Genomic DNA, 19,593 nt, shown 5'->3' with positions numbered 1-19,593 from the left:
GGGCAGAGCGCGGGCCCGGCTTCTTCATGCGCCGGCGGGAAGTGCTACTGGGCCTCGACGAGGTAGGTGCGTGAGGTGTTCGGCTCGCCGTTGCGGCGAGCCGGCCACCGATCCATCGTGGCGGTTGCTCAGGACCCGCGAGCTCGCCCCTCACCACGGGGAGTCCGGGCAGCCCGCCTCGCTCAGATACACATCGCCCCCGCCTGCGGGCCTCGAGCCGACCAGCTTGTCGTCCGCGTAGGCGTCGACGGCGGCATCGGCCGGGACCGGTGCCGCGAACACGCCGCCCACCGGGATGGAACCGGAGGCGATCACCGCGCCCGCTCGGCGGAACTCGATGGTCACCCGGCCGGTGGGGTGCGACGCGCCGGGCGCCACGCAGACGGCCATGCGCTGGGTCGGGGCCGGCCGGGCCGGGTGGCCGCAACCGGCCACGAGTGCCAGCGCGATCAGGGCGAGCGACGGGGTCCGCATGGCGATCACTCAAGCATTCTCCAGCAAGGGCGCCCGGCGGACGGCGGGGCTGAGCGTGCCGCCCAGCGCCGCGGCCAGCATCACGGCGGAGAGGACGCCGATGGACACGACCGGGCCGAGGGCCGTGAGCAGGAAGCCGGCCGCCAGGGACGCCAGCGGCAGCACACCCCACGTCACGGTCATCGCGGCGGCCATCACCCGGCCCATCAGCTCGTTGGGGACGAGCACCGCGGCGTACGCCATGAGAACGACGTCGAAGAGTGGGCCGGCGAAAGCGCACGCCGCACCGAGCAGGCCGATCCGGCCGACGTCGGTGGCGACCGCGAAGAACGGCAGCAGGGCCGCCCACACCCAGGTCACCCCGATGATGACGGTGCGTGATGAGAAGACGCGATGCAGCCTGGTCGCGGCGAGCGCGCCGAGGAAGCCGCCGGCGCTGTAGATGCCGAGCATCACGCCGACGGCCGCCGGTGTGGCGCCGCGGTCGCGGGCCAGCACCACGATGACCAGCACCAGGGCCTGGAAGACGAAGTTGCTGACGGCCAGCAGCAGGATCGCGGCGCGCACCAGCGGGTGCCGCCAGACCCAGCGCAGACCCTCGGCCGCCGATCGCCGGAGCGGGCCGGCGGCGGGCGGGACCGAGGCGCGCAGGTCGCGCCGGACGAAAAGCAGGACCAGGGCGGAGAGGAGGTACGAGAGGGAGTCGGCCACGAACGGGATCGACCGGCCCAGTCCGAACAGCAACCCGCCGAGCGGCGGACCGGCGAGGGCGGCGCCCCGCGACCGGGCCTCGTTCCGGGCGACCGCCGCGGCGATCCGGGAGGCGGGCACGACCAGCGGCAGGGCGGCCCGCTCGGCCAGGCCGAAGAACACCGCGCACAGCCCCTGGACGAACGCGACCACGGCCAGGTGGGCGACGGCGGCCCGGTCCAGCCACAGGGCGATCGGCACGGTGGCCAGCGCCAGGCCGGCGACGATCTCGGCGGCCAGCAGGATGGTGCGGCGGTTCCAGCGGTCGACCAGCGGGCCGGCGATCAGGCCGGCCACCAGGAACGGCAGGGCGCCGGCCGCGCCGACCAGACCCGCGTCGGCCGGCGAGCCGGTGAGGGTGAGCACGAGCAGCGGCATCGCGGTGCCGGTGACCGTCGCGCCCAGGGTGGACACGAGCTGCGCCGAGAAGAGGGCGGCGAAGTCGCGGTTGCGCCACAGCGTCATGACGGCGAGGCGGGCGTCGGGAAGGCGTGGAAGACGACGGAGATGTGCCGGCTCCCGGGCGACGCCTCGTCCGGTGCGCGGTGCCACCTGCTGAGCAGCGCGAGGTATTCCGCGCCGAACCGCGCGAGCTCGGCCGGGGTCAGGGAGGTGCTGCCGTACGAGTGCGGGGCCGCGACCGCGAACTCACCGAAGGCCTCCCGGTTCTCCAGGTACGCGATCAGCTCCTCCTGCGACCGGGTGAACCACTGCCGCCCGATCTCCTCCGCGGCCGCGGCCACCGAGGGCGACGCCGGCGTGCGCGGCAGCCGGATGTCCTGCGGGACCGCCTTCCAGTAGCGCCGCCGCCCGGCCGAACGCCGGCTGTCCTCGGCGATGAACCCGAACCGGGCGAGCTGCCGCAGGTGGTAGCTGGTCGCGCCGCGGTCCTCGCCGAAGACGGCGGCCAGATCGGCCGAGGTGGCCGCCCCGTTCCGCTGCAGCCAGGTCAGCAGCCGCTGCCGGAGGGGGTGCGCCAGAGCCTTCAGCGCATCGATGTCGGTCAGCTCAGCCATGATGAGAAGATATCTTTGCAAAGGTTTCTTCTCAAGGGTTCCGGAGAAGAATGGGGGCGTGCTTCTTCAGGTGACGCCGAACGGGCCGTGGGGCAAGGACCGGCACCCGGCCATGCCGGTCGGGCGGGCCGAGCTGCTGGCCGAGGTGCGCGAGTGTCTCCGGGCCGGCGCCCGCGGCGTACATCTGCATGTCCGTGACGAAGCCGGCGCCGAGACGCTGAGCCCGGCCATCGTCAACGAGACGTGCCGGCAGGTGCGTGCGGTGGCCGCCGAGGAGGGCGTGCCGGTCGAGGTCGGGCTCACCACCGGCGCCTGGATCGTTCCCGGCCTGGCCGACCGGATCGCGATGATCCGTGAGTGGGAGGGTGTCGACTGCGCGACCGTGAACCTCTCCGAGGAGGGCTTCGAGCGGGTCATGGCGGCCATGCTCGAGGCCGGCATCGGCATCGACGTCGGGCTGTGGGCGCCGGTCGAGATGGCCGGGCTGATCGCTTCCGGACTGCTTCCCCACGCGCAGCGGGTCAGCATCGAGCTCGACCCGGGCGAGCCCTACTTTCTGACCGGCGATCCCGTCGACGTGGCGCGGCAGGTCAACGACGCTCTGGACGCGGCCGGATCGACGTGTCCCCGGCTCACGCACGGCATGAACGACTGGACCTGGCCGCTGGTGGCGGACGCTTTCCGGCGCGGTCACGACACGCGGGTGGGCTTCGAGGATTCCGTACGCCTGCCCGACGGCACCGTCGCCCGCTCCAATGCCGACCTGGTCCGCGCCGCCGTCGAGCTGCGGTCCAGATGTACCGACTAGATGCACTGACTAGATGTACTGAGTAGTGCGCGCCTCGAAGCCGAGCGGGGTCGCGACCGGGTTCCACAGGGCCACGAACTTCTTCTTCGCCGCCTGCGCCTGCTTCGAGAACGCCTGCGACTTGGCGTACGCCGCCTTGCGGGCCGGCGTCTCGGCGCAGCCGCCCTTGACGGTCGGCTCGGCCCAGGCCACGAACTGCTGGTCGGCGCCGAGCGCGGCCTGCAGCGCCGACTTCAGGGTCGAGCGCAGCTCGCCGGAGTCGATCGCCGAGACGTCGGCCGCGTCGAGGTCGGCGATCTGGGCGTTGCGCTCGTCGCCGACCGACCGCATGTCGGCCAGCGCCGCGTCGAGCCGGGTGCAGCGGTTGACCTTGTCGATCGCCTGGTTGAGCTTGGCCCGGCTGGCGGCGCTGCGGTCGAGGATCGCGTCGATCGCCTCGGCCTGCTGCCGCGCGGTCGGCGGCGCCGTGCCGGCCTGGCCGGCCGGGGTGGTGGTGACCGTGATCGACGGCAGCGCGACCGGATCACCGCCCCGGCCCTGCCGGAACAGCAGCACACCGACGCCGATCACGGCGAGGAACAGCACGACGGCGACGCCGACGAGGATCGGCACGAGCGGGTTGCGCCGCGGCGGACCGGACGGCTGCGGCGCGCCCGGATAGACCATCGGCGTGGTGGGCGCCGGACCGGCCGGCACGAACGCGGGCGCGGTCAGCGTGGCGTTGCAGCGGGCGCAGACGGACGCCGAGGGGTCGTTCGCGAAGCCGCAGACCGCGCAATCCATGCCAGGCAGGCTAGCGACGGCTCACCGACCGGCGGTACCCCCGTACGCACGAAGAGTGATCACTGCCAGTATCCCGACAGTTCGCCGACCAGGTAACCGGGCTCGCCCCGTCTCACGCTGGCCTTGAGCATCGCGATCGGCACGGTGGCGTTGCCGTCCGGGACCTTCACGTAGGGCCGGCCGGACCACGGGTCGCCGGGACCCGGTGTGCCGGGGATGTAGTTCCATCGGGTGCCCCACGCCCGCCGGGTCACCTCGCCGAGGTACCACACCGCACCGTCGGCGAAGGACGACGTGAAATCCGGCCGCTCGGCCATGACCTCCTCCAGCGCGGTCAGCGAGCCGGGCGAGAAATCCCAGGTGGCGGCGTCGCGGCCGGTCTCGGCGGCCCAGGACGGGAACGCGGCCGAGCGGGCCGCGAGCCAGTCGGCGAGCCAGGGGTCGACGGCGGGCGCCGGCTCGGCCGCGGGGGCCTCGCCGGCGGCGGCCCATCGCTCGAGCGCCTCGCGGAGAACGTGCGCGGACTTTTCCCGTACGGCCGCGGAAAGCAACCGCAAGGGTGCGATCGCCGGACCGGCACCGACCGGCGCGAGGACCGGCATGTCGTCGCGGGAATCCCAATCCCATTCGCCGCCGCCGGCGCGCCGGAATGCCTCGCCGACATAGGCCGTCGCCGATTCGAGAAAGTCACCGCCGGGATTGCCCCGGGCGAGCAGCTCGGCCTCCAGCGCGTCGAGCGAGTCGGCCGAGAAATCGAACCGGAAATCGGCGGGCAGCTCGAAGTCGCGCAGGCGGTCGAGGACGATGTCGATCTCGTCCTGCCAGGCGGTGAGGCCGGTCATGGCGGCGAGCCTACTGAATCGGCGCCCGCCGGACCCGCCCCGATCTGGCACATATCGACGCCGGCCTGCGCTTTCGCCGTCAAGATCCGATTTGCGCCGGCGGATCGCCCCCACGATTGATGATCGTCTAGATAAGGTCGGCCCTTCGCAGCGTCCGATCAGGACATACGGGGGAAGGGCACGACGTTTTGAGCAAGCGAACGAGGAGCTCGCGCGGCTGGGCGGCGGCCTGTGTGCTGGCCGTGCTGGCGACCGTGGCGGGGTGGCAGCCGGTCGCGGCGCAGGCGGCGCCGAGCCTGCGGTGCGACGAGCGGTACACCATCACGAAGCCGCCGCCGAAGAAGAGCGACCTGCCCGGCTTCAACGGCCGGACCGAGACGCCGAACCCGGCCGGAAACCGGCGCACCTACGACTACGAGAACCCGGGTGAGAACGCGCGCGGCATATCGCTGCCCGACGATCCCGACGACCTCATTCCGTACGGGACGGACACCAGCAGATACCCGTCCGGCACCAAGGAGCACGTCTATGCGGCGTGGAACCGGTACGTCGAGCGGAAAAGGTCCGAGGGCAAGCCGCAGCTCGACTTCGGCAAATGGCTCAACCGCTATGTGCCCAACCAGGGCAACGACGCGCGCGGCAAGGCGTACGAGAAGCTGGTCGCCGAGGACCTCGGGCTGGGCGGCCAGGACTGGCTCTGCCAGGACAACATCCCGGGCAGCGACAAGACCCGCAAGTACGACGCGATCAACCACAACCTGAAGATCGCGTACGAGTTCAAGTCCGGCCGCACGTTCGACGTCGGCCAGCTGGTGAAGGACCGCGAGAACGCGGCGAAGAGTGGATACAAGCTGGTCTACATCTTCGGCGACAAGCCAACCGCCAAGACGGTGCGTGAGCTCAAGGCGGCCGGCATCGACATCCACCGGATGAGCGCGACCGGCGTGGTCACCAACCGGGCGGCCCCGGTGCGGGGCGCGCCCGGCTCGCAGATCATGAACCCGCGCCCGAACGTGCCCTCCGGCGGCGCGCTCAACGACCTGGCCGCCGGCTCCGGCCGCAGCAAGGCCGAGGCCCGGCTGATCGCCGACGCCGACGACGACCTCGCCCGCCAGTCCCCCCGGCCGGATGCGCGCCTGCGCCGCCCGGGCGGCATCGACTTCTCGACGATGGAGCTGCGCTACGTCTCGGACCAGGCGAGCAACGGGTTCGAGTACGCGTTCGAGGCCGGCGACGTGGTCGAGGAGGAGGACGACCCGTCGTTCGGCGGCCTGGAGAACGCGCAGCTGTCCTCCGACTCGCTGTTCACCTGGCTGGCCCTGCCGAACTCGTCGTTCTGGGTCAACCTCAACCCGGACCAGCCCGACAAGGTGATCGACCCGGCGCTGGGGAAGACGGACGCCGGGCGGGTGCTGCTCGAGGCCGACTTCGCGCTCAAGAAGGCGCACGCCGAGCTGCTCGACCCGGCCACCGAGCTGGGCGACAAGTTCTGGGACGCGGTCCACTTCGACAGCGTCGAGACGTACCCGTGCCTGCCGCTGCGGCTGTGGATCGACGCCAAACCGGCCACCGTGCGCGAGGACGGCGGGAAGCTCTACATCCTCGACGCGCCGCTCAAGGCCAGCGCCGAGTACATGACGACCACGACGCTGCCGGACGGCGCCACGCCGTGCAAGCAGTCGGAGGAGGTCGCCAAGCAGAACGTAGCCGAGTACAACCGGCTCATCCAGCCCGCTCTGGAGCAGAAGATCAACACCGAGCCGGAGTTCGCCGACCTGCGGCGCGTCTACATGAGCCGGGTCGCGGCGGAGTGGGTCAAGCAGCGGGACGCGAAGAAGGCCGGCGCCTTCCACGCGATCATCGGGTCGAACGACATCGGCCGCTGGCCGGCCCGCACCAAGTGGAGCGCGCAGGAGATCTGGCAGCGGTACTACAAGTCGTTCAAGGAGGGCGAGTACCAGTACACCCGCGAGGTCACCCGCGGCGGGCAGACGCTGACCCTGGAGTTCGCGCTCGGCGGCGTCGACTTCGGCAAGGCGCCGCGCACCGAGATGCCGGCCAAGACCTTCACCGCCACCCACCCGGCGTTGCCGGCGACGGTCAAGGAGTCGGTGTACGAGCCGGTCGCCTACGCGAAGGCCGGCGACACCACCGAGCTGAGCTGGCTCGGCGGCGACGCGATCGAGAAGCGCGACACCGGCGGCACGAAGCCACCGACCAGCCCGGTGGCCCAGCCGCCGGCCGGCTCGGGCGATGGCTCGGACGGCGGCGCGGGCGGCGGCTCGGGCAGCGATGAGCCCGGCCTCCCGATCACCGGCACGAATGTGGCCGCGATCGCCGCGGTCGGCGCGCTGCTGCTCGGCGGCGGCGCGGTCCTGCTGATCTGGCAGCGGCGGCGGGGCCGGAGCTTCGAGGCCTGACCCGCCCGCTCCCCGAAGCTGACGCCCGGCCGTGCACGCCGTCACGGCCGGGCGTCACCGTCTCCGCCGGGTCGGGCCCCGGCGTACTAAGGTGCGATCATGGCGGAGATGCGGCGATGCCCGCGCTGCGGGCACCAGACCCGGGCCGACCGGATGGTGAAGGGCTTCGGCCGCGAGTGCGCGACCCAGCTGGGCCTGGTCGGCCGCACCAGCGACACCGGCCACGAGGGCCCCGACCTGCTCGATCTCCTCGACGACCCGCCGGCGGCCGACCACGACCACGTCGGCCGCTAGGCGCTCTCAGCGCGTGCCCGCGGCATCGACGCGCTGATCAGCGCGCAGGTGATGAGCCACGTCAAGAACCCCAGCTACCGAGGACGAAAACGCTGTGTCATCAACACGCGGGTCGCCAGTAACGTAAGGGTTTATGGCGCAGCCAGGGGCGTCGTCGGGCAACGGCGGGCAGGGCAGGGAAGGCAGCGGCGTCGAGGTCGTGGCGCTGGTGACGTCGGCGGGCGGCCTGGAGGCGTTGTCGGGCGTCCTCCGCGTTCTGCCGGCAGAATTTCCCGCCGCGGTCGTCCTCGCCCAGCACCTCGGGGGCCAGGGCAGTGTGTTCGTCGACGTCCTTGCCCGGCGGATCGGGCTTCCGGTGAAGTGGGCGAGCGAGGGCGGTCGGATCGAGCCGGGGGTGGTGACGGTGTGTCCGCCGCGGTCGGTGCTCGAGGTTCTGCCGGACCGTACGTGCGCGCTGCGCCCGGCCGAGCGCGTGCAGACCGAGCGGCCGCTGGATGCGCTGCTGACGTCGATCGGGGACAGCTTCGCGGGCGCATCGGTCGCGGTGGTGCTGACCGGGATGGGCAGCGACGGCGCCGCGGGGGCCGCCGCCGTACACGCCGCGGGCGGCCGGGTGATCGCGCAGAGCGAGGAGACGGCGGAGTTCCCGGCAATGCCGGCCGCCGCGGTGGCGGCGGGCGCGGTGGACCTGGTTCTGCCGCTGTACGACATCGGGCCGGCGCTGGTGGACGCCGCGCTGGGCCGGCGGCTGCCGCTGGCGTCGGACGAGGCGCAGGCCATCCGGGCCACCTTCGGTGATGAGGGCGTGATGGCCGGACAGGCGGCCCGGCTGGACTGGAGCCGGACGCCGCTGGGTCCGGTGTCGAGCTGGTCGCCGACGCTGCGGTCGGTCGTGCGGCTGATGATGGCGAGCCTCGAGCCCACGTTCGTGTTCTGGGGCGACGACATGCTGTGGCTCAGCAACGACGCCAGCCTCCTGGTCATGCCGGGACGCGAGGGCAGCTTGCTCGGCCGGCCGTACGCGGAGATAGTGCCCGAGGTCTCGGACGAGACGCGCCCGGAGTATCAGCGTGTGCTGGACGGCGAAGCGCAGCAGAATCCCTGGGTCTCCCACCTGTACATGCGTGACGGGCGGATGCAGAAGGTCTGGGTGTACGGCACGAACACGCCGATCTGGGAGCCCGACGGCACCGTCGGAGGCATCCATCGAGTGATCCACGAGCGCACCGACGAGGTCCTGGCGGCGCGGCGGCTCAGCACGCTCGACGCCTTGGCGCAGGCGCCGCGCGCCGCCAGCCGGCGGGAGGCGCTCTCCGGTGCGGTCGAGGTGCTGGGCGACGCGGCAGACGTGGTGTTCGCCGTCGCGTACCTCCTCGGCCCGTCGTCGACGCGAGCCGGTCTGGTAGCGGCGGCCGGCGTGGAGCCCGGCGGCGCGCTGGCGCCGAGGGAGTTGCGGCTGGTGCCGGGCGCCGCATGGCCGTTGCACGAGGTGAGCGAACCGGTCGTCGTCGACGACCTGTCCTCGCGCTTCCCCGGCCATGTGGTCGGAGCCGAGGGGGTGACGCCCGGGGCCGCGGTCGTCCACCCGCTGCGCGACGACGCGGAGGAGCGGGTGATCGGGATGCTGATCCTCGGCGTTGATCCGTACCTGAACTTCGACGCCCGGTATCGGGAGTTCCTGATGCTGGTCGGGGACTCGGTCGAGGGGCGGATGGCGGACGCGCAGGCGCGGCATCGGGAGCGTCGGCGGCTGGAGCGGTTGGCGGAGCTCGACCGGGCCAAGACGGAGTTCTTCTCGAACGTCTCGCACGAGTTCCGGACCCCGTTGACGCTGATGCTCGGTCCGCTCGACGAGCTCGTGCGCGACCGCGGTGATGGGCTCACGCCGCAGCAGCGGGCCGACATCGACCTGGTACGCCGCAACGCGCGGCGCTTGCAACGCCTCGTCGGCACCATGCTCGACTTCTCGCAGATCGAAGCCGGGCGTCTGCGAGCGACGTTCGCGCCGGTCGATCTCGCCGAGCGCACCCGGGAGATCGTGGCGCAATTCGAGAGTGCCGTCGCTCGGGCGGGGCTCGCGCTGCGCGTCGACCTCGGGACGCTTCCGGCGCCGGTCCTGGTGGACGTGGAGATGTGGGAGAAGATCGTCTCCAACCTGCTGTCGAACGCGCTGGAATTCACGTTCTCCGGCGAGATCGAGGTGTCGTTGCGCGCCCGGCCCCACCACGCCGAGCTCGTTGTCCGCGACACCGGCGTCGGCATTCCCGCGGAGGAAGTGCCGCACGTCTTCAAGCGCTTCCACCGCGTACGTGACAGCCGCGCGCGGACACACGAGGGTGCGGGGATCGGGCTCGCCCTCGTCGACGAGCTCGTCCGCCGCCACCACGGCCGCGTCCGCGTCACCAGCACCGTCGGCAAGGGAACCACCTTCACCGTCTGGATCCCCTCGGGACGGCGTCCCGAACTGTCGGAAGTGCCGCCGCGGGTACCGGCCTCGACCGAGCTGGCGGCGGCGATGGCCGAGGAGGCGACACGCTGGGGTGAGGCTCCCGAGCCGGAGCTGTTCGCCGACGGCGGCGCCGACCGGCACTCGCTCGCCGGCTATGCGCCGAGCGCACGCATCCTCGTGGCCGACGACAGCCTTGACATGCGCGACTACCTGTCGCGTCTGCTGGCTCCGCATTGGCAGCTCGAGATGGCGTCGAACGGAACGGAGGCCCTGGCGCTCGCCCGCGCCGACCCGCCGGATCTCGTGCTCGCCGACGTCATGATGCCCGGCCTGGACGGTTTCGCGCTGCTGCGCGCGGTGCGCGAGGACGCGGATCTGCGCGCGGTCCCGGTCGTGCTGGTCACCGCGCGCGCCGGCGAGGAGTCCGCTATCGAGGGCCTGCTGGCCGGCGCCGACGACTACATCGTCAAGCCGTTCTCCGCCCGCGAGCTGATCGCCCGCGTCGCCGGACAGCTGGAACTCGCCCGTGTACGGCGGCGCGCGGCCGAGCTGAACACCTTCCGGATCGGCCTGTCCGACGCGCTGCGGGCGCTCGGCGATCCGCTGGAGATCCAACAGACGGCCTGCCGGATGCTCGTCGAGCAGCTCGGCGCCGACCGGGCCCGCTTCGTGGAGGTCGACCAGGCCGCCGGCGAGCTGATCACCATGGGCGGTTACGCGGTCGACGGGATGCCGGGCGGATTCGGCCGCTACCCGCTGAAGGAATACCAGCCGCTCGCCGAGGCGATCCTCGCCGGCCGCCGGCTGGCGATCGAGGACACCCAGACCGACCCGCACGTCGCCGACATCGGCCCGGCGCTGGCGAAACTCCAGATCGGTGCGCAGCTCGTCCTGCCACTCGTGCGCGGCCAAGGATCGACCGTCGCCCTCGCGGTCCACCAGCGCACGGCCCGTTCCTGGACGGCCGAGGAGATCGCGATCGCCGAAGAGTCCGCCGGGCGCGCCTGGGCCGAGGTGCAACGGACCCGCGCCGAGACCGCCCTGCGCGACAGCGAGGAACGCATGCGCCTGGCCATCCGCGCCACCGGCATGGTCACCTGGGAATGGATCCCGTCCGAAGACCGCATCACCACCAGCGACAGCTTCGCCGACATCTACGGCCTGCCCGCCCTCGCCGGTGCCGAGCAAGGCTTCGCCCTCGTGCTCCCCGAGGACGCCACCCGGCACCTCGACAAGGTCCGCGCCATCGCGGCCGAGGGCGGAACCTACCGATCCCAATTCCGGATCCGGCGCCCCGACAACAACCGGATCGTCTGGCTCGAAGAACGCGCCGAAGCCAGGACCGGCCCGGACGGAACCGTCGAAAAGGTCATCGGGGTCACCCTCGACATCACCGCGCCCCAGCACCCCGAGCAGGAAACGCACCTCGGCACCGAGCGCGGTACGCCGCCGGCACCATGACCGTCGAGGTGGCGCTGCGGGCGAAGAAGCGCGAGGTATTGGCAATGTCCTCGTCGGTCCAGGACGGCACGCGACGCCGAGCGGGAGACTGCCGGCCGCCTCGACTGAGCGATGTGTTACCAGCTCAGCCGAGGTCGGGGCAGATCAACGGACGCGGACGGGATTCGAACCCGCCTGGCCCGGATGCCGGGCCACAACGGTTTTGAAGACCGGGTGACCGACCTACGCTCAACTGCGGAAACTCGCCGAATCACGGAACCGTGACCACGCATTTGCCGTGCGATCCGGCCTTCCGTCCCGTCGTCGGCTTGAGGCGGCTCAAGCCGTCTGGCCAGCTAATCAGCGACAAACGCCCGTCGCTACCGTCAACGGCCGCCTTCATGACGCGAGGGTCGCACCCCAGCGCCTCCCGCCAGCCGCCGGGCGCGCGTCGTCCACGGCACCGCAACGGTACCTGTGTCGTGGACGATGTGACACCTGCAATCCGACAGTTCGCGGTCCGGTATGCGCTCGTTCGTAGCCCTCAGGTCGCGGTAACTACTCGTATGCCCACACGGCGACGATTCCGTGACCCGGCCTTGTTGCCGTGGCACCGTTACCGCGGCCGCCCGCTGACTGCTGAGTCCGACGACGAACCTGATCAGGGCACCGGCGACAAGCTTCTGCAAGGGCTGGCTGCCTTCGGTGGTGTAGCAGGACTCGCGACCGGTGTCGCCTTCGTGTTCGGTCGTTCCTACAGCGGCGCGTACTACAACTACTTCGGTCTTGACGTAGACCAACTTGGGATGAGCACCCAGCAGCTGGCCCTCCACAGCATGAGTGTCTTTTGGATGCTGGGGTTCGCATTGGCTTCGACGGCGATTGTGGCGGTCATGTTGTACGCCCACTGGCATCACTTGACCAGCGACGCACGGTTCAGCACCGTACGGGTGCAAGCGGTGTGGGTTGCGGTACCTATGACGCTCACCGTGGCTCTGACGATGCCGTCGAGCATTCTCGGAGAGGGCAGCACGTACTGGCGTTGGTGGTGGGGATACGTCGGCGCCGCTGCATGGGTACTCCTGGCAATGTCAATCGGCTTCCTTCGTATGGCGATGCTTAGGCGACGGGGCAGCGGTGATCCGCCCTGGATGTTGCGGGTGCTGGCGGCGGCCGTCGCGGTCCTCGCCGCGCTTTGGGTGTTCCTCGGCACCTACTCGTATGCACAGCGAAACGGTTCCCTCGCCGCACACACGACAGAAATGTTTATGCAGTCCCTTCCCTCCTTGGTGGTCGACAGTCACGACCGCCTGTATTTCCGAGGCGAGGGCGTATCTGAGACGCGGTTGGCGTCCGATGGTGAGGGTGACGACTCTGGTCCGCGGTATCGCTACACGGGCCTTCGACTGTTGGGATCGACCGGCGACCAGTTGATCGTAACGGCCGTTACCTGGCGCAAGGACGGGTCCCAGTCTGGGTCGGCACCCGTTCTGGTGTTGAAGACCGACAGCGTCCGTGTGCAGTACGTCGCTGGGGGGTGACGACGGCTCGATAGTCCCGAATTCGGACACCCGAACGACAAAGGGCCCTTTGAACTGGACTTTCGGCAGGGTGATCGACGGGAATCGAACCCGCGACCCCCGGACCGCAACCAAGGTCGGCGCTGAGGAGACCTAGTCCGTCCGCTTGTTACCCCAGGTCAGGTGTAATGCGGACCGACGATCTCGCCACCTCGCTCCATCCTCGCTCCCACTTCGCTCCCCCGGCGCCCAAGCAAACAACGCCAACACTGCCAGCGGCGAGCGACTTCATGCGGCAGTTGCCTACAGACCTCGGCAGGCCGCATGATCGGGCAGTGGAGAAAAACGAGAAGCCGTCGGAATCAACTCCCAGGGGCATAACCCCCAACCTGGCCGAGGTTCTCCGTCGCGCCTCCGAAGCAGGTCTAGAGGCGAGATTTGAGAAACAAACTCGCGACCTCGCGGCGGGCCTCTTCCATGCGGAATCGGTTACGGTTGCGTTCAAATCTGGAAGAACCACGAGAGAACTGCGGGTTATCGAAGATGATGCCTCGGAGCTTCTAGAGAACAGCTTCGAAGAATGGCAATTCTTCGAAGGTCTTGACGCAATATACAATCCAAGGGAGCAGCTCATACTTGCGAAGCTCGACGTGATCGCCAGTTCCGAGGACGGCGGACTCAGTCAATTTTTTGTCTCCGAGGATGAGCAACCACCTGTGCCGGCCGATAGCGGCGAGGAAGAACCCGAGCATGCGCGGGAAATGAGAAGTTCGTTATCCTGGATGACTCCTCTCGCTGGTGGTCCTATAGAGCTTAACACCACGTCTGCAGCGATATCGACCGCCATACTCCCATCGCCCCGATTTCTGCTGATGATGACCAGGCAGTCCGCTTTGATGTGGGATTTTCTCGACCGCTCAATTGCACTGCGGATTGTGGGCGATGCTGAAGGCATTGGCACGAACGCACGGGAACTTCTCGACGACTATTCTACGTCTTTGGCCATCGACCTCGACATGATATATGGGGTGTGCATTCAGCTTCAGCAAGCGCCTATTGAGCCCGCGTCATCTGCGACAACGGGGTACGACGCGCGGATGGCCGAGCGTCCGCGCGGTCCCCGGCTGAAATATTCACACGACGCCGCGTCACTCTATACGTACGGGCGCTCGGCGGAAGGTATGCCTCTCATCGCCTTCCTCGCTTATTATCAGGTTGCTGAATTCTACTTTCCTGCGTATAGCCGAGCCGACCTTGTCCGACGCGTCAGGCAAGAAGTCATGGACCCTCGCTTCGACCCAGTGAAAGACGAGGCGATAGGGCGAATCCTACGCCTTGCTAGTGCGAGCGGAAAGTTTGCCAGTGAACGGGAGCAGCTCCGGTCGACGATCGCGCATTGTCTGGACGACGACTCGATCCGAGATTTCATTTGCCGCATAACTGAAAGAGAGCAATTCATGACGGGAAAGCAGCGACTGAAGGGCGTTAGGCCGATCAACTTTCAGGATTTAGGACAGCGACTTTCCGACCAGCTAGCAGATCGCCTCTACCAAATTCGTTGTCGAATTGTGCATAGTAAAGACGACGGCGCCCCCGGGCGCGCGGACATGCTTTTGCCGCGAGGCCCGGAGTCCAAACTCCTGGGTCACGATATAGCAACTATGCGCTACGTGGCCCAAAAGGTGTTGGTGGCGGGTGCTGCTAAGGCGACGTGGGTTAGGTAGAGACTGGGACCTCGCTCGGCCTAACATCAGGTACCTATCCCGCCGCCATTGGTGCGCGCCCTGCGGTGGCACCTCGCTGCCTATGCACGAGTCCAGACGGCCGCCTATTTTTCGTTCCCGGCTACGGCAACAAACCCGTCTCGCGATGGTCGTACCTCAACGCCTGGCGAAAGGCGCGGGCCGCCGGCCTGACCGAAGCGCAACAACGCTCCCCGCTGGCGGCCCGCCCGTACGACCTGCGTCACGCGGCTGTGTCGACATGGCTGAACGCGGGTGTCCCGGCCACGCAAATCGCGAAGTGGGCCGGCCACAAGTGTCGCGGTCCTGCTCAAGGTGTACGCCAAATGCATCGAGGGAGGTGAGCAGGTGGCACGACAGCGGATCGGCGCCGCCCTCGGGCTGGCGGACGACGAAACCTGAGCGAACGCCCGGCGAGCAAACTTTGCCACGCATTTGCCACGACCAGCGGGATACAGCGGGGCGCAGTGAGAACCAGCGAGACCGCCGGACGGCAGCCAGCTGCCTCGGCTGAGCGGTGTATTGCCAGCTCAGCCGAGGTTTGGCCTGATCAACGGAGGCGGACGGGAATCGAACCCGCCTGGCCCGGATGCCGGGCCACAACGGTTTTGAAGACCGCGAGGGGCACCAGCCGCCTGAACGCCTCCGCCGCCCACCCTAGCCGGGCGGCGGCGTGGAACAGTTGGCGGGTGACGATCGCGGAGACGAAGAGGCTTACCGGGTACGCGCACGGCGGCGGGTGCGCCTGCAAGATCCCGCCGGGGGAGCTCGAGGCGGTGGTGGCCGGGCTGGTGGGCGACACGGCCGGGGACGACCTGCTGGTGGGGCTGGACGACGGGGACGACGCGGCCGTCGTGCGGATCGCGAACGGGCAGGCGGTGGTGGCCACGGCCGACTTCTTCACGCCGGTGGTGGACTCGGCGTACGACTGGGGGAGGATCGCCGCGGCCAATGCGCTCTCCGACGTCTATGCCATGGGTGGGGTGCCGGTCGTGGCCGTGAACCTGCTCTGCTGGCCGCGCGACGTGCTGCCGATGGAGCTGGCGGGGGAGGTGCTGCGCGGGGGGCTCGAGGTCGCGCGCGCGGCCGGGTGTCACGTCGCGGGTGGGCACAGCGTGGACGATCCGGAGCCCAAGTACGGCATGGCGGTCACCGGTCTGGCCGACCCGGCCCGGCTCATGCGCAACGACGCGGGGCGGGCGGGGATGCCGCTGACGCTGACCAAGCCGCTGGGCATCGGGGTGCTGAACAGCCGGCACAAGGCGACCGGGGAGGTGTTCCCGCAGGCCGTCGCCGCGATGACCACGCTCAACCGGGCGGCGTCGGAGGCGGCGCTGGCCGCCGGCGTGGTCTGCGCGACCGACGTGACCGGGTTCGGGCTGCTCGGGCACCTGCACAAGCTGGCCCGGGCCAGCGGCGTCACCGCCCGGGTCGACCCGGCGGCGGTGCCCTATCTGGAGGGGGCGCGCGAGGCGCTGCGGGACGGCTTCGTCAGCGGCGGGACGCGGCGCAACCTCGACTGGGTGCGGCCGCACCTGGACGCCGGCGGCACGAGCGAGGACGAGCTCCTGCTGCTGGCCGACGCCCAGACCTCGGGCGGGCTGCTGGTGGCGGGCGAGATCCCGGGGCATCCGGTGGTCGGTGAGCTGCTGCCCGGGCGGTCGTCCGGCGAGACCCTGGTCGTCGGCTAGCGCCGGTGGGGGCGTGGCCGGGGCACGGTCGCGCCTGATGGGAGGCGCAGCCCGGCCCGCCGGCCGCCCGGCGGCGAGCACGGCCGCCGGCGGGCGTGGCCGGTGTGGGCTACTTCGCGTGGACCTCGGCCTCGGCCTCGGTCGGCGCCGGCATCTTGGTGATCAGCGGCAGCGCCAGGGAGGCCAGCGCCACGCCGGCGAGCACGGTGAACGGCAGCGTGTAGCTCTGGCCGTCGGCCTCGTAGAGAGCGGCCGTCAGCAGCGGGCCGACCACGCCGCCGATGCTCCACGCGACGATCATGGCGCCGTACACGGCTCCGGCGTTGGGGGTTCCGAAGTAGTCGGCCGCGGTCGCCGGCATCGTGCCGAAACCGCCGCCGTAGGCGAGGTAGATCAGGGCGGCGAAGACGCAGAACAGGGCGAACGACGCCGCGTACGGCAGGAACGCGAAGCAGATCGCCTGCAGGCCGAGCATGCCGAGGAACGCCGGCATGCGCCCGATCCGGTCGGAGAGCCACGCCCAGAAGATGCGGCCGCCGCCGTTGAACAGGCCGAGCACACCGACCATCGTGGCGGCGGTCGCGGCCGAGGCCTTGGCGATCTCCTCGGCCGAGTCGGCCGCCTGCGAGATGAAGCCGATGCCGCAGGTGACGTTGAGCGCGAGGATCGCGGTGAGCAGGTACCACTGCTTGGTGCGCAGCGCCTCGGAGAGGGTGTAGACGCGGGTGCCGGCGACCGCGCGACCGGTCGACGCCGGCACGAACCCGGGCACCTCGTAGCCGGCCGGCGGGTTGCGGAAGAACGAGGCGCCGACGACCCCGGCGATCAGGTACGCGATGCCGAGCGGCAGGAACACGCTGGTCTTGTCGTCGGTGTTGCCGAGCAGCGCCTTCGCGACCGGCGCCGTGATCACCGCGCCGAAGCCGAAGCCGGCCACCGCAATGCCGGTGATGAGCCCGCGGCGGTCCGGGAACCACTTGGCGAGCATGGCGATCGGGGTGATGTAGGCGGCGCCGAGGCCGATGCCACCCATCACGCCGTACGTGAGAACGAGCAACCACAGCTGGTCCGGTGAGGAGACCAGGGAAGCCAGGATGGTCCCGACCGAGTAGAGGGCGACGCCGCCGAACGCGACCGGCCGCGGTCCGTACCGGTCCTGGATGCGCCCGCCGATCAGGCTGCCGATGAAGATCGTGCCGATCGCCACCTCGAACGGCAGGACGGCCTCGGTCTTGCTCCAGCCGAACTCCGCCTGCAGGGGCTTGTTGAACACGCTCCACGCGTAGACCGCGCCCAGCGCGAGCTGCACGAGGACGGCGGCCACCACGATCCACCAGCGGCCGCGAGTCGGATTGACACTGGTCGAAGACTCCATTCTTCGCGTCTGCCCCCGGGCGAAGATCTCCAAACGTCGGCGCCGCGCCGTTGCTGCTGGCGAGGGGCCGCTAAGCTGCCGCATCTGTGAGACCTCGTCGCCGGCTGGTCCCGGTCGTTGCGATCCTGCTCGCCGCGCTCGCCGGCTGCCGGTCCGGGCCGGACGCCGCGCCGGGCCCCCGGGCCGCCGGGCCGTCCGCGGGCGCGGCGGCCGGCGGAAGTGTGGCGCCGGGCGGAAGTGTGGCGCCGGGCGCAAGCGGGACGGTCGGCGGAAGCGGGGCGGCCCCGGGTGGGAGCGCGGCGCCGGGTGGGAGCGCGGCCGTGGGCGAGAACACGAACGCGGGCGGCGGGAACCCGGCGGCGGGCGGCAGCGGGTCGCCGGCCGCGGCGCCGGGGCCGGTCATCCCGGTCGCCGACCCGCGCGCGGGCGAGGTGGCGGGGGCCGAGCTGGGTGAGGCCGCGGCGCTGCCCGCCGCCCGGCTGCTGGCCATGCCGGCGCCGCGGGGGCCGGGTGCGCTGCCGCGCGGCACCCGGACGCCGCTGATCTTCCACGGGCCACGCGACCGCAAGCGGGTGGCGCTGACCTTCGACTCGAACATGACCGACGCCATGCTGCGGCGGCTGGCGGCCGGGAAGGTCCGGTCGTACGCCAACGTCGCCGTCGTCGACGAGCTGCAGCGCACCCACACGCCGGCCACCTTCTTCCTGGCCGGGAAATGGATCGAGGCGTACCCGCAGCTCACCCGGCGGCTCGCCGCCGACCCGAACTTCGAGCTGGCCAGCCACTCGTGGGCGCACGAGGGGTTCCGCTCGCCCTGCTACGGCCTCGGCTCGATCGCCCCGGCCGGCATGGCCGCCGACGTCGAGCGCTCGTTCGAGGTGCTGGCCCGGTTCACCGACCACCCGACGCGCTACTTCCGGTTTCCGGGCGGCTGCTACGACCGGGCGGCGCTGGCCGCGATCGCGCCGGCCGGCTGCACCGCGGTCGAGTTCGACGACGTCTCCGGCGACGCCTTCGGCAGCAATGCGAAGCGCATCGCGGACGACACGGTCGCGCGGGCCAAGCCCGGCTCGATCGTGGTGCTGCACATCACCGAGGCGAACGCACCGCAGACGGCGAAGGCGCTGCCCGGGATCATCACCCGTCTGCGGGCCGCCGGCTACCAGCTCGTCACGTTGAGCACGCTGCTCAGCTGAGGGCGCCACGGACCCGGCCGGCCAGCTCCTCCCACAACGCCGGCGCCGCACCCACCGTGAGCGACGTCGAGTAGTCCGGCCCGTGCCCGCCGAGCACGACCCCGGCCTCGCGGGCGATGAGCGCCCCGGCCGCGATGTCCCACAGCTTGGTGTCGAGGGCGAAGCCGCCGTCCAGCCGCCCGGCCGCCTGATAGACCAGGTTGAGCGCGGCCGGCACCCGGCGGATGTCGCCGACCCGCGGCAGCAGCTCGCGGATCACCCGGGCCGCGCGCTCCTTGGTCTCCGGCCCGGGCTGGAAGCTGACCCCGACCAGCGCCTCGCTCAGGGGCGGCCCGCCGGAGACCGAGATCGGCTCGCCGCCGAGGTACGCCCCGCCGCCGTCCACCGCGCTGAACGTCTCCCCGGCGGCCGGATCGTGCACCACCGCCACCCGCGGGCGATCACCCTGGTAGAGGGCGATGCACACCGACCACGGCCCGCTGCGGCTGATGTAGTTGCGGGTGCCGTCGAGCGGGTCGACGATCCACGTCCAGCCGCTGTCGCCGGCCCGGCCGTGTCCCTCCTCGGCCTGGACGGCGTCGGCGGGCCAGGCCTCGCGCAGAGCGTCCACGATGAGCCGCTCACTGGCGATATCGACATCGGACACCACGTCGTTGGCGTGGGCCTTGGGCGCGCCCACCCGCAGCGTGTCGCGCCGGTCGAGCTGCAGGCGGCCGGCCTCGACCGCCAGCCGGGCCGCGAGGTCGCGCGCGGCAAGAAGATCCCGATCCACCGACCCAAACTAGTCCCTGCC

The 19,593-nt window shown here is 70.6% G+C and carries 15 protein-coding genes and 1 tRNA gene; 8 read left to right on the top strand and 8 right to left on the bottom strand.

Translation table 11 applies throughout. The features are described from left to right. Positions 1 to 150: 150 nt before the first annotated feature. From ACQP2F_RS29465 to ACQP2F_RS29455, 3 genes are read right to left on the bottom strand one after another with little or no spacing between them, the layout of a single operon-like run. Complete coding sequence (locus ACQP2F_RS29465) at positions 151 to 483, bottom strand: hypothetical protein (protein WP_433292982.1); 333 nt, start codon at positions 481 to 483, stop codon at positions 151 to 153. After that, complete coding sequence (locus tag ACQP2F_RS29460; protein WP_433292980.1) at positions 484 to 1,689, bottom strand: MFS transporter; 1,206 nt, start codon at positions 1,687 to 1,689, stop codon at positions 484 to 486. Further along, positions 1,686 to 2,240 carry an ArsR/SmtB family transcription factor gene (locus ACQP2F_RS29455; RefSeq protein ID WP_433292978.1) on the bottom strand — a complete coding sequence of 185 codons (555 nt, stop codon included), beginning with the start codon at positions 2,238 to 2,240 and terminating at the stop codon, positions 1,686 to 1,688. The genes ACQP2F_RS29460 and ACQP2F_RS29455 overlap by 4 nt, the downstream gene beginning before the upstream one ends. Before the next feature lie 58 nt (positions 2,241 to 2,298). On the opposite strand from ACQP2F_RS29455, the gene ACQP2F_RS29450 reads away from it, so the two are divergent. Beyond that, positions 2,299 to 3,048: a 3-keto-5-aminohexanoate cleavage protein gene (locus ACQP2F_RS29450; protein ID WP_433292976.1), complete on the top strand. Its 750-nt coding sequence runs from the start codon at positions 2,299 to 2,301 to the stop codon at positions 3,046 to 3,048. A gap of 9 nt (positions 3,049 to 3,057) precedes the next feature. Here ACQP2F_RS29450 and ACQP2F_RS29445 read toward each other — a convergent pair whose 3' ends face one another. Continuing rightward, positions 3,058 to 3,831 (bottom strand): hypothetical protein, encoded by a 774-nt coding sequence (locus tag ACQP2F_RS29445; RefSeq protein WP_433292974.1) that lies wholly within the window; start codon positions 3,829 to 3,831, stop codon positions 3,058 to 3,060. A 59-nt stretch (positions 3,832 to 3,890) separates the two neighbouring features. Continuing rightward, positions 3,891 to 4,673 (bottom strand): hypothetical protein, encoded by a 783-nt coding sequence (locus ACQP2F_RS29440; protein WP_433292972.1) that lies wholly within the window; start codon positions 4,671 to 4,673, stop codon positions 3,891 to 3,893. A 188-nt stretch (positions 4,674 to 4,861) separates the two neighbouring features. Here ACQP2F_RS29440 and ACQP2F_RS29435 point away from each other — a divergent pair, with 188 nt between their 5' ends. The 5 genes from ACQP2F_RS29435 to ACQP2F_RS29415 all read left to right on the top strand — a co-directional run bounded on the left by ACQP2F_RS29435 (position 4,862) and on the right by ACQP2F_RS29415 (position 14,520). After that, a complete protein-coding gene (locus ACQP2F_RS29435; RefSeq protein ID WP_433292970.1) occupies positions 4,862 to 7,093 on the top strand; it encodes an LPXTG cell wall anchor domain-containing protein in 2,232 nt (743 codons plus the stop codon). A gap of 99 nt (positions 7,094 to 7,192) precedes the next feature. Continuing rightward, a complete protein-coding gene (locus ACQP2F_RS29430; protein ID WP_433292968.1) occupies positions 7,193 to 7,387 on the top strand; it encodes a hypothetical protein in 195 nt (64 codons plus the stop codon). Positions 7,388 to 7,520: 133 nt separating this feature from the next. Further along, positions 7,521 to 11,297: a chemotaxis protein CheB gene (locus ACQP2F_RS29425; protein WP_433292966.1), complete on the top strand. Its 3,777-nt coding sequence runs from the start codon at positions 7,521 to 7,523 to the stop codon at positions 11,295 to 11,297. A gap of 461 nt (positions 11,298 to 11,758) precedes the next feature. Continuing rightward, positions 11,759 to 12,817: a hypothetical protein gene (locus tag ACQP2F_RS29420; RefSeq protein ID WP_433292964.1), complete on the top strand. Its 1,059-nt coding sequence runs from the start codon at positions 11,759 to 11,761 to the stop codon at positions 12,815 to 12,817. A 314-nt stretch (positions 12,818 to 13,131) separates the two neighbouring features. Next, positions 13,132 to 14,520, top strand: a complete 1,389-nt coding sequence (locus ACQP2F_RS29415) for a hypothetical protein (RefSeq protein WP_433292962.1) — start codon at positions 13,132 to 13,134, stop codon at positions 14,518 to 14,520. Between the two features lie 572 nt (positions 14,521 to 15,092). On the opposite strand, the gene ACQP2F_RS29410 is transcribed toward ACQP2F_RS29415, so the two are convergent. After that, positions 15,093 to 15,185, bottom strand: a tRNA-Sec gene (locus ACQP2F_RS29410). Positions 15,186 to 15,227: 42 nt separating this feature from the next. On the opposite strand from ACQP2F_RS29410, the gene selD reads away from it, so the two are divergent. Next, entirely contained in the window at positions 15,228 to 16,229 is a 1,002-nt protein-coding gene (gene selD / locus ACQP2F_RS29405; RefSeq protein ID WP_433292960.1) for a selenide, water dikinase SelD, read from the top strand. Between the two features lie 109 nt (positions 16,230 to 16,338). On the opposite strand, the gene ACQP2F_RS29400 is transcribed toward selD, so the two are convergent. Next, positions 16,339 to 17,604 carry an L-lactate MFS transporter gene (locus ACQP2F_RS29400; RefSeq protein WP_433292958.1) on the bottom strand — a complete coding sequence of 422 codons (1,266 nt, stop codon included), beginning with the start codon at positions 17,602 to 17,604 and terminating at the stop codon, positions 16,339 to 16,341. Between the two features lie 86 nt (positions 17,605 to 17,690). Here ACQP2F_RS29400 and ACQP2F_RS29395 point away from each other — a divergent pair, with 86 nt between their 5' ends. Continuing rightward, on the top strand, positions 17,691 to 18,800 hold the full coding sequence (locus ACQP2F_RS29395; protein ID WP_433292956.1) for a polysaccharide deacetylase family protein: 1,110 nt from the start codon (positions 17,691 to 17,693) through the stop codon (positions 18,798 to 18,800). Here the strand turns inward: ACQP2F_RS29395 and ACQP2F_RS29390 are convergent. Next, positions 18,793 to 19,572: an inositol monophosphatase family protein gene (locus tag ACQP2F_RS29390; RefSeq protein WP_433292954.1), complete on the bottom strand. Its 780-nt coding sequence runs from the start codon at positions 19,570 to 19,572 to the stop codon at positions 18,793 to 18,795. The two genes, ACQP2F_RS29395 and ACQP2F_RS29390, sit on opposite strands and share 8 nt — an antisense overlap. Between the last annotated feature and the right edge of the window lie 21 nt (positions 19,573 to 19,593).

The sequence above is a fragment of the Actinoplanes sp. CA-030573 genome (assembly GCF_050951115.1).
GTDB lineage: Bacteria > Actinomycetota > Actinomycetes > Mycobacteriales > Micromonosporaceae > Actinoplanes.
This window is presented reverse-complemented; position numbering and strand designations above follow the sequence as displayed.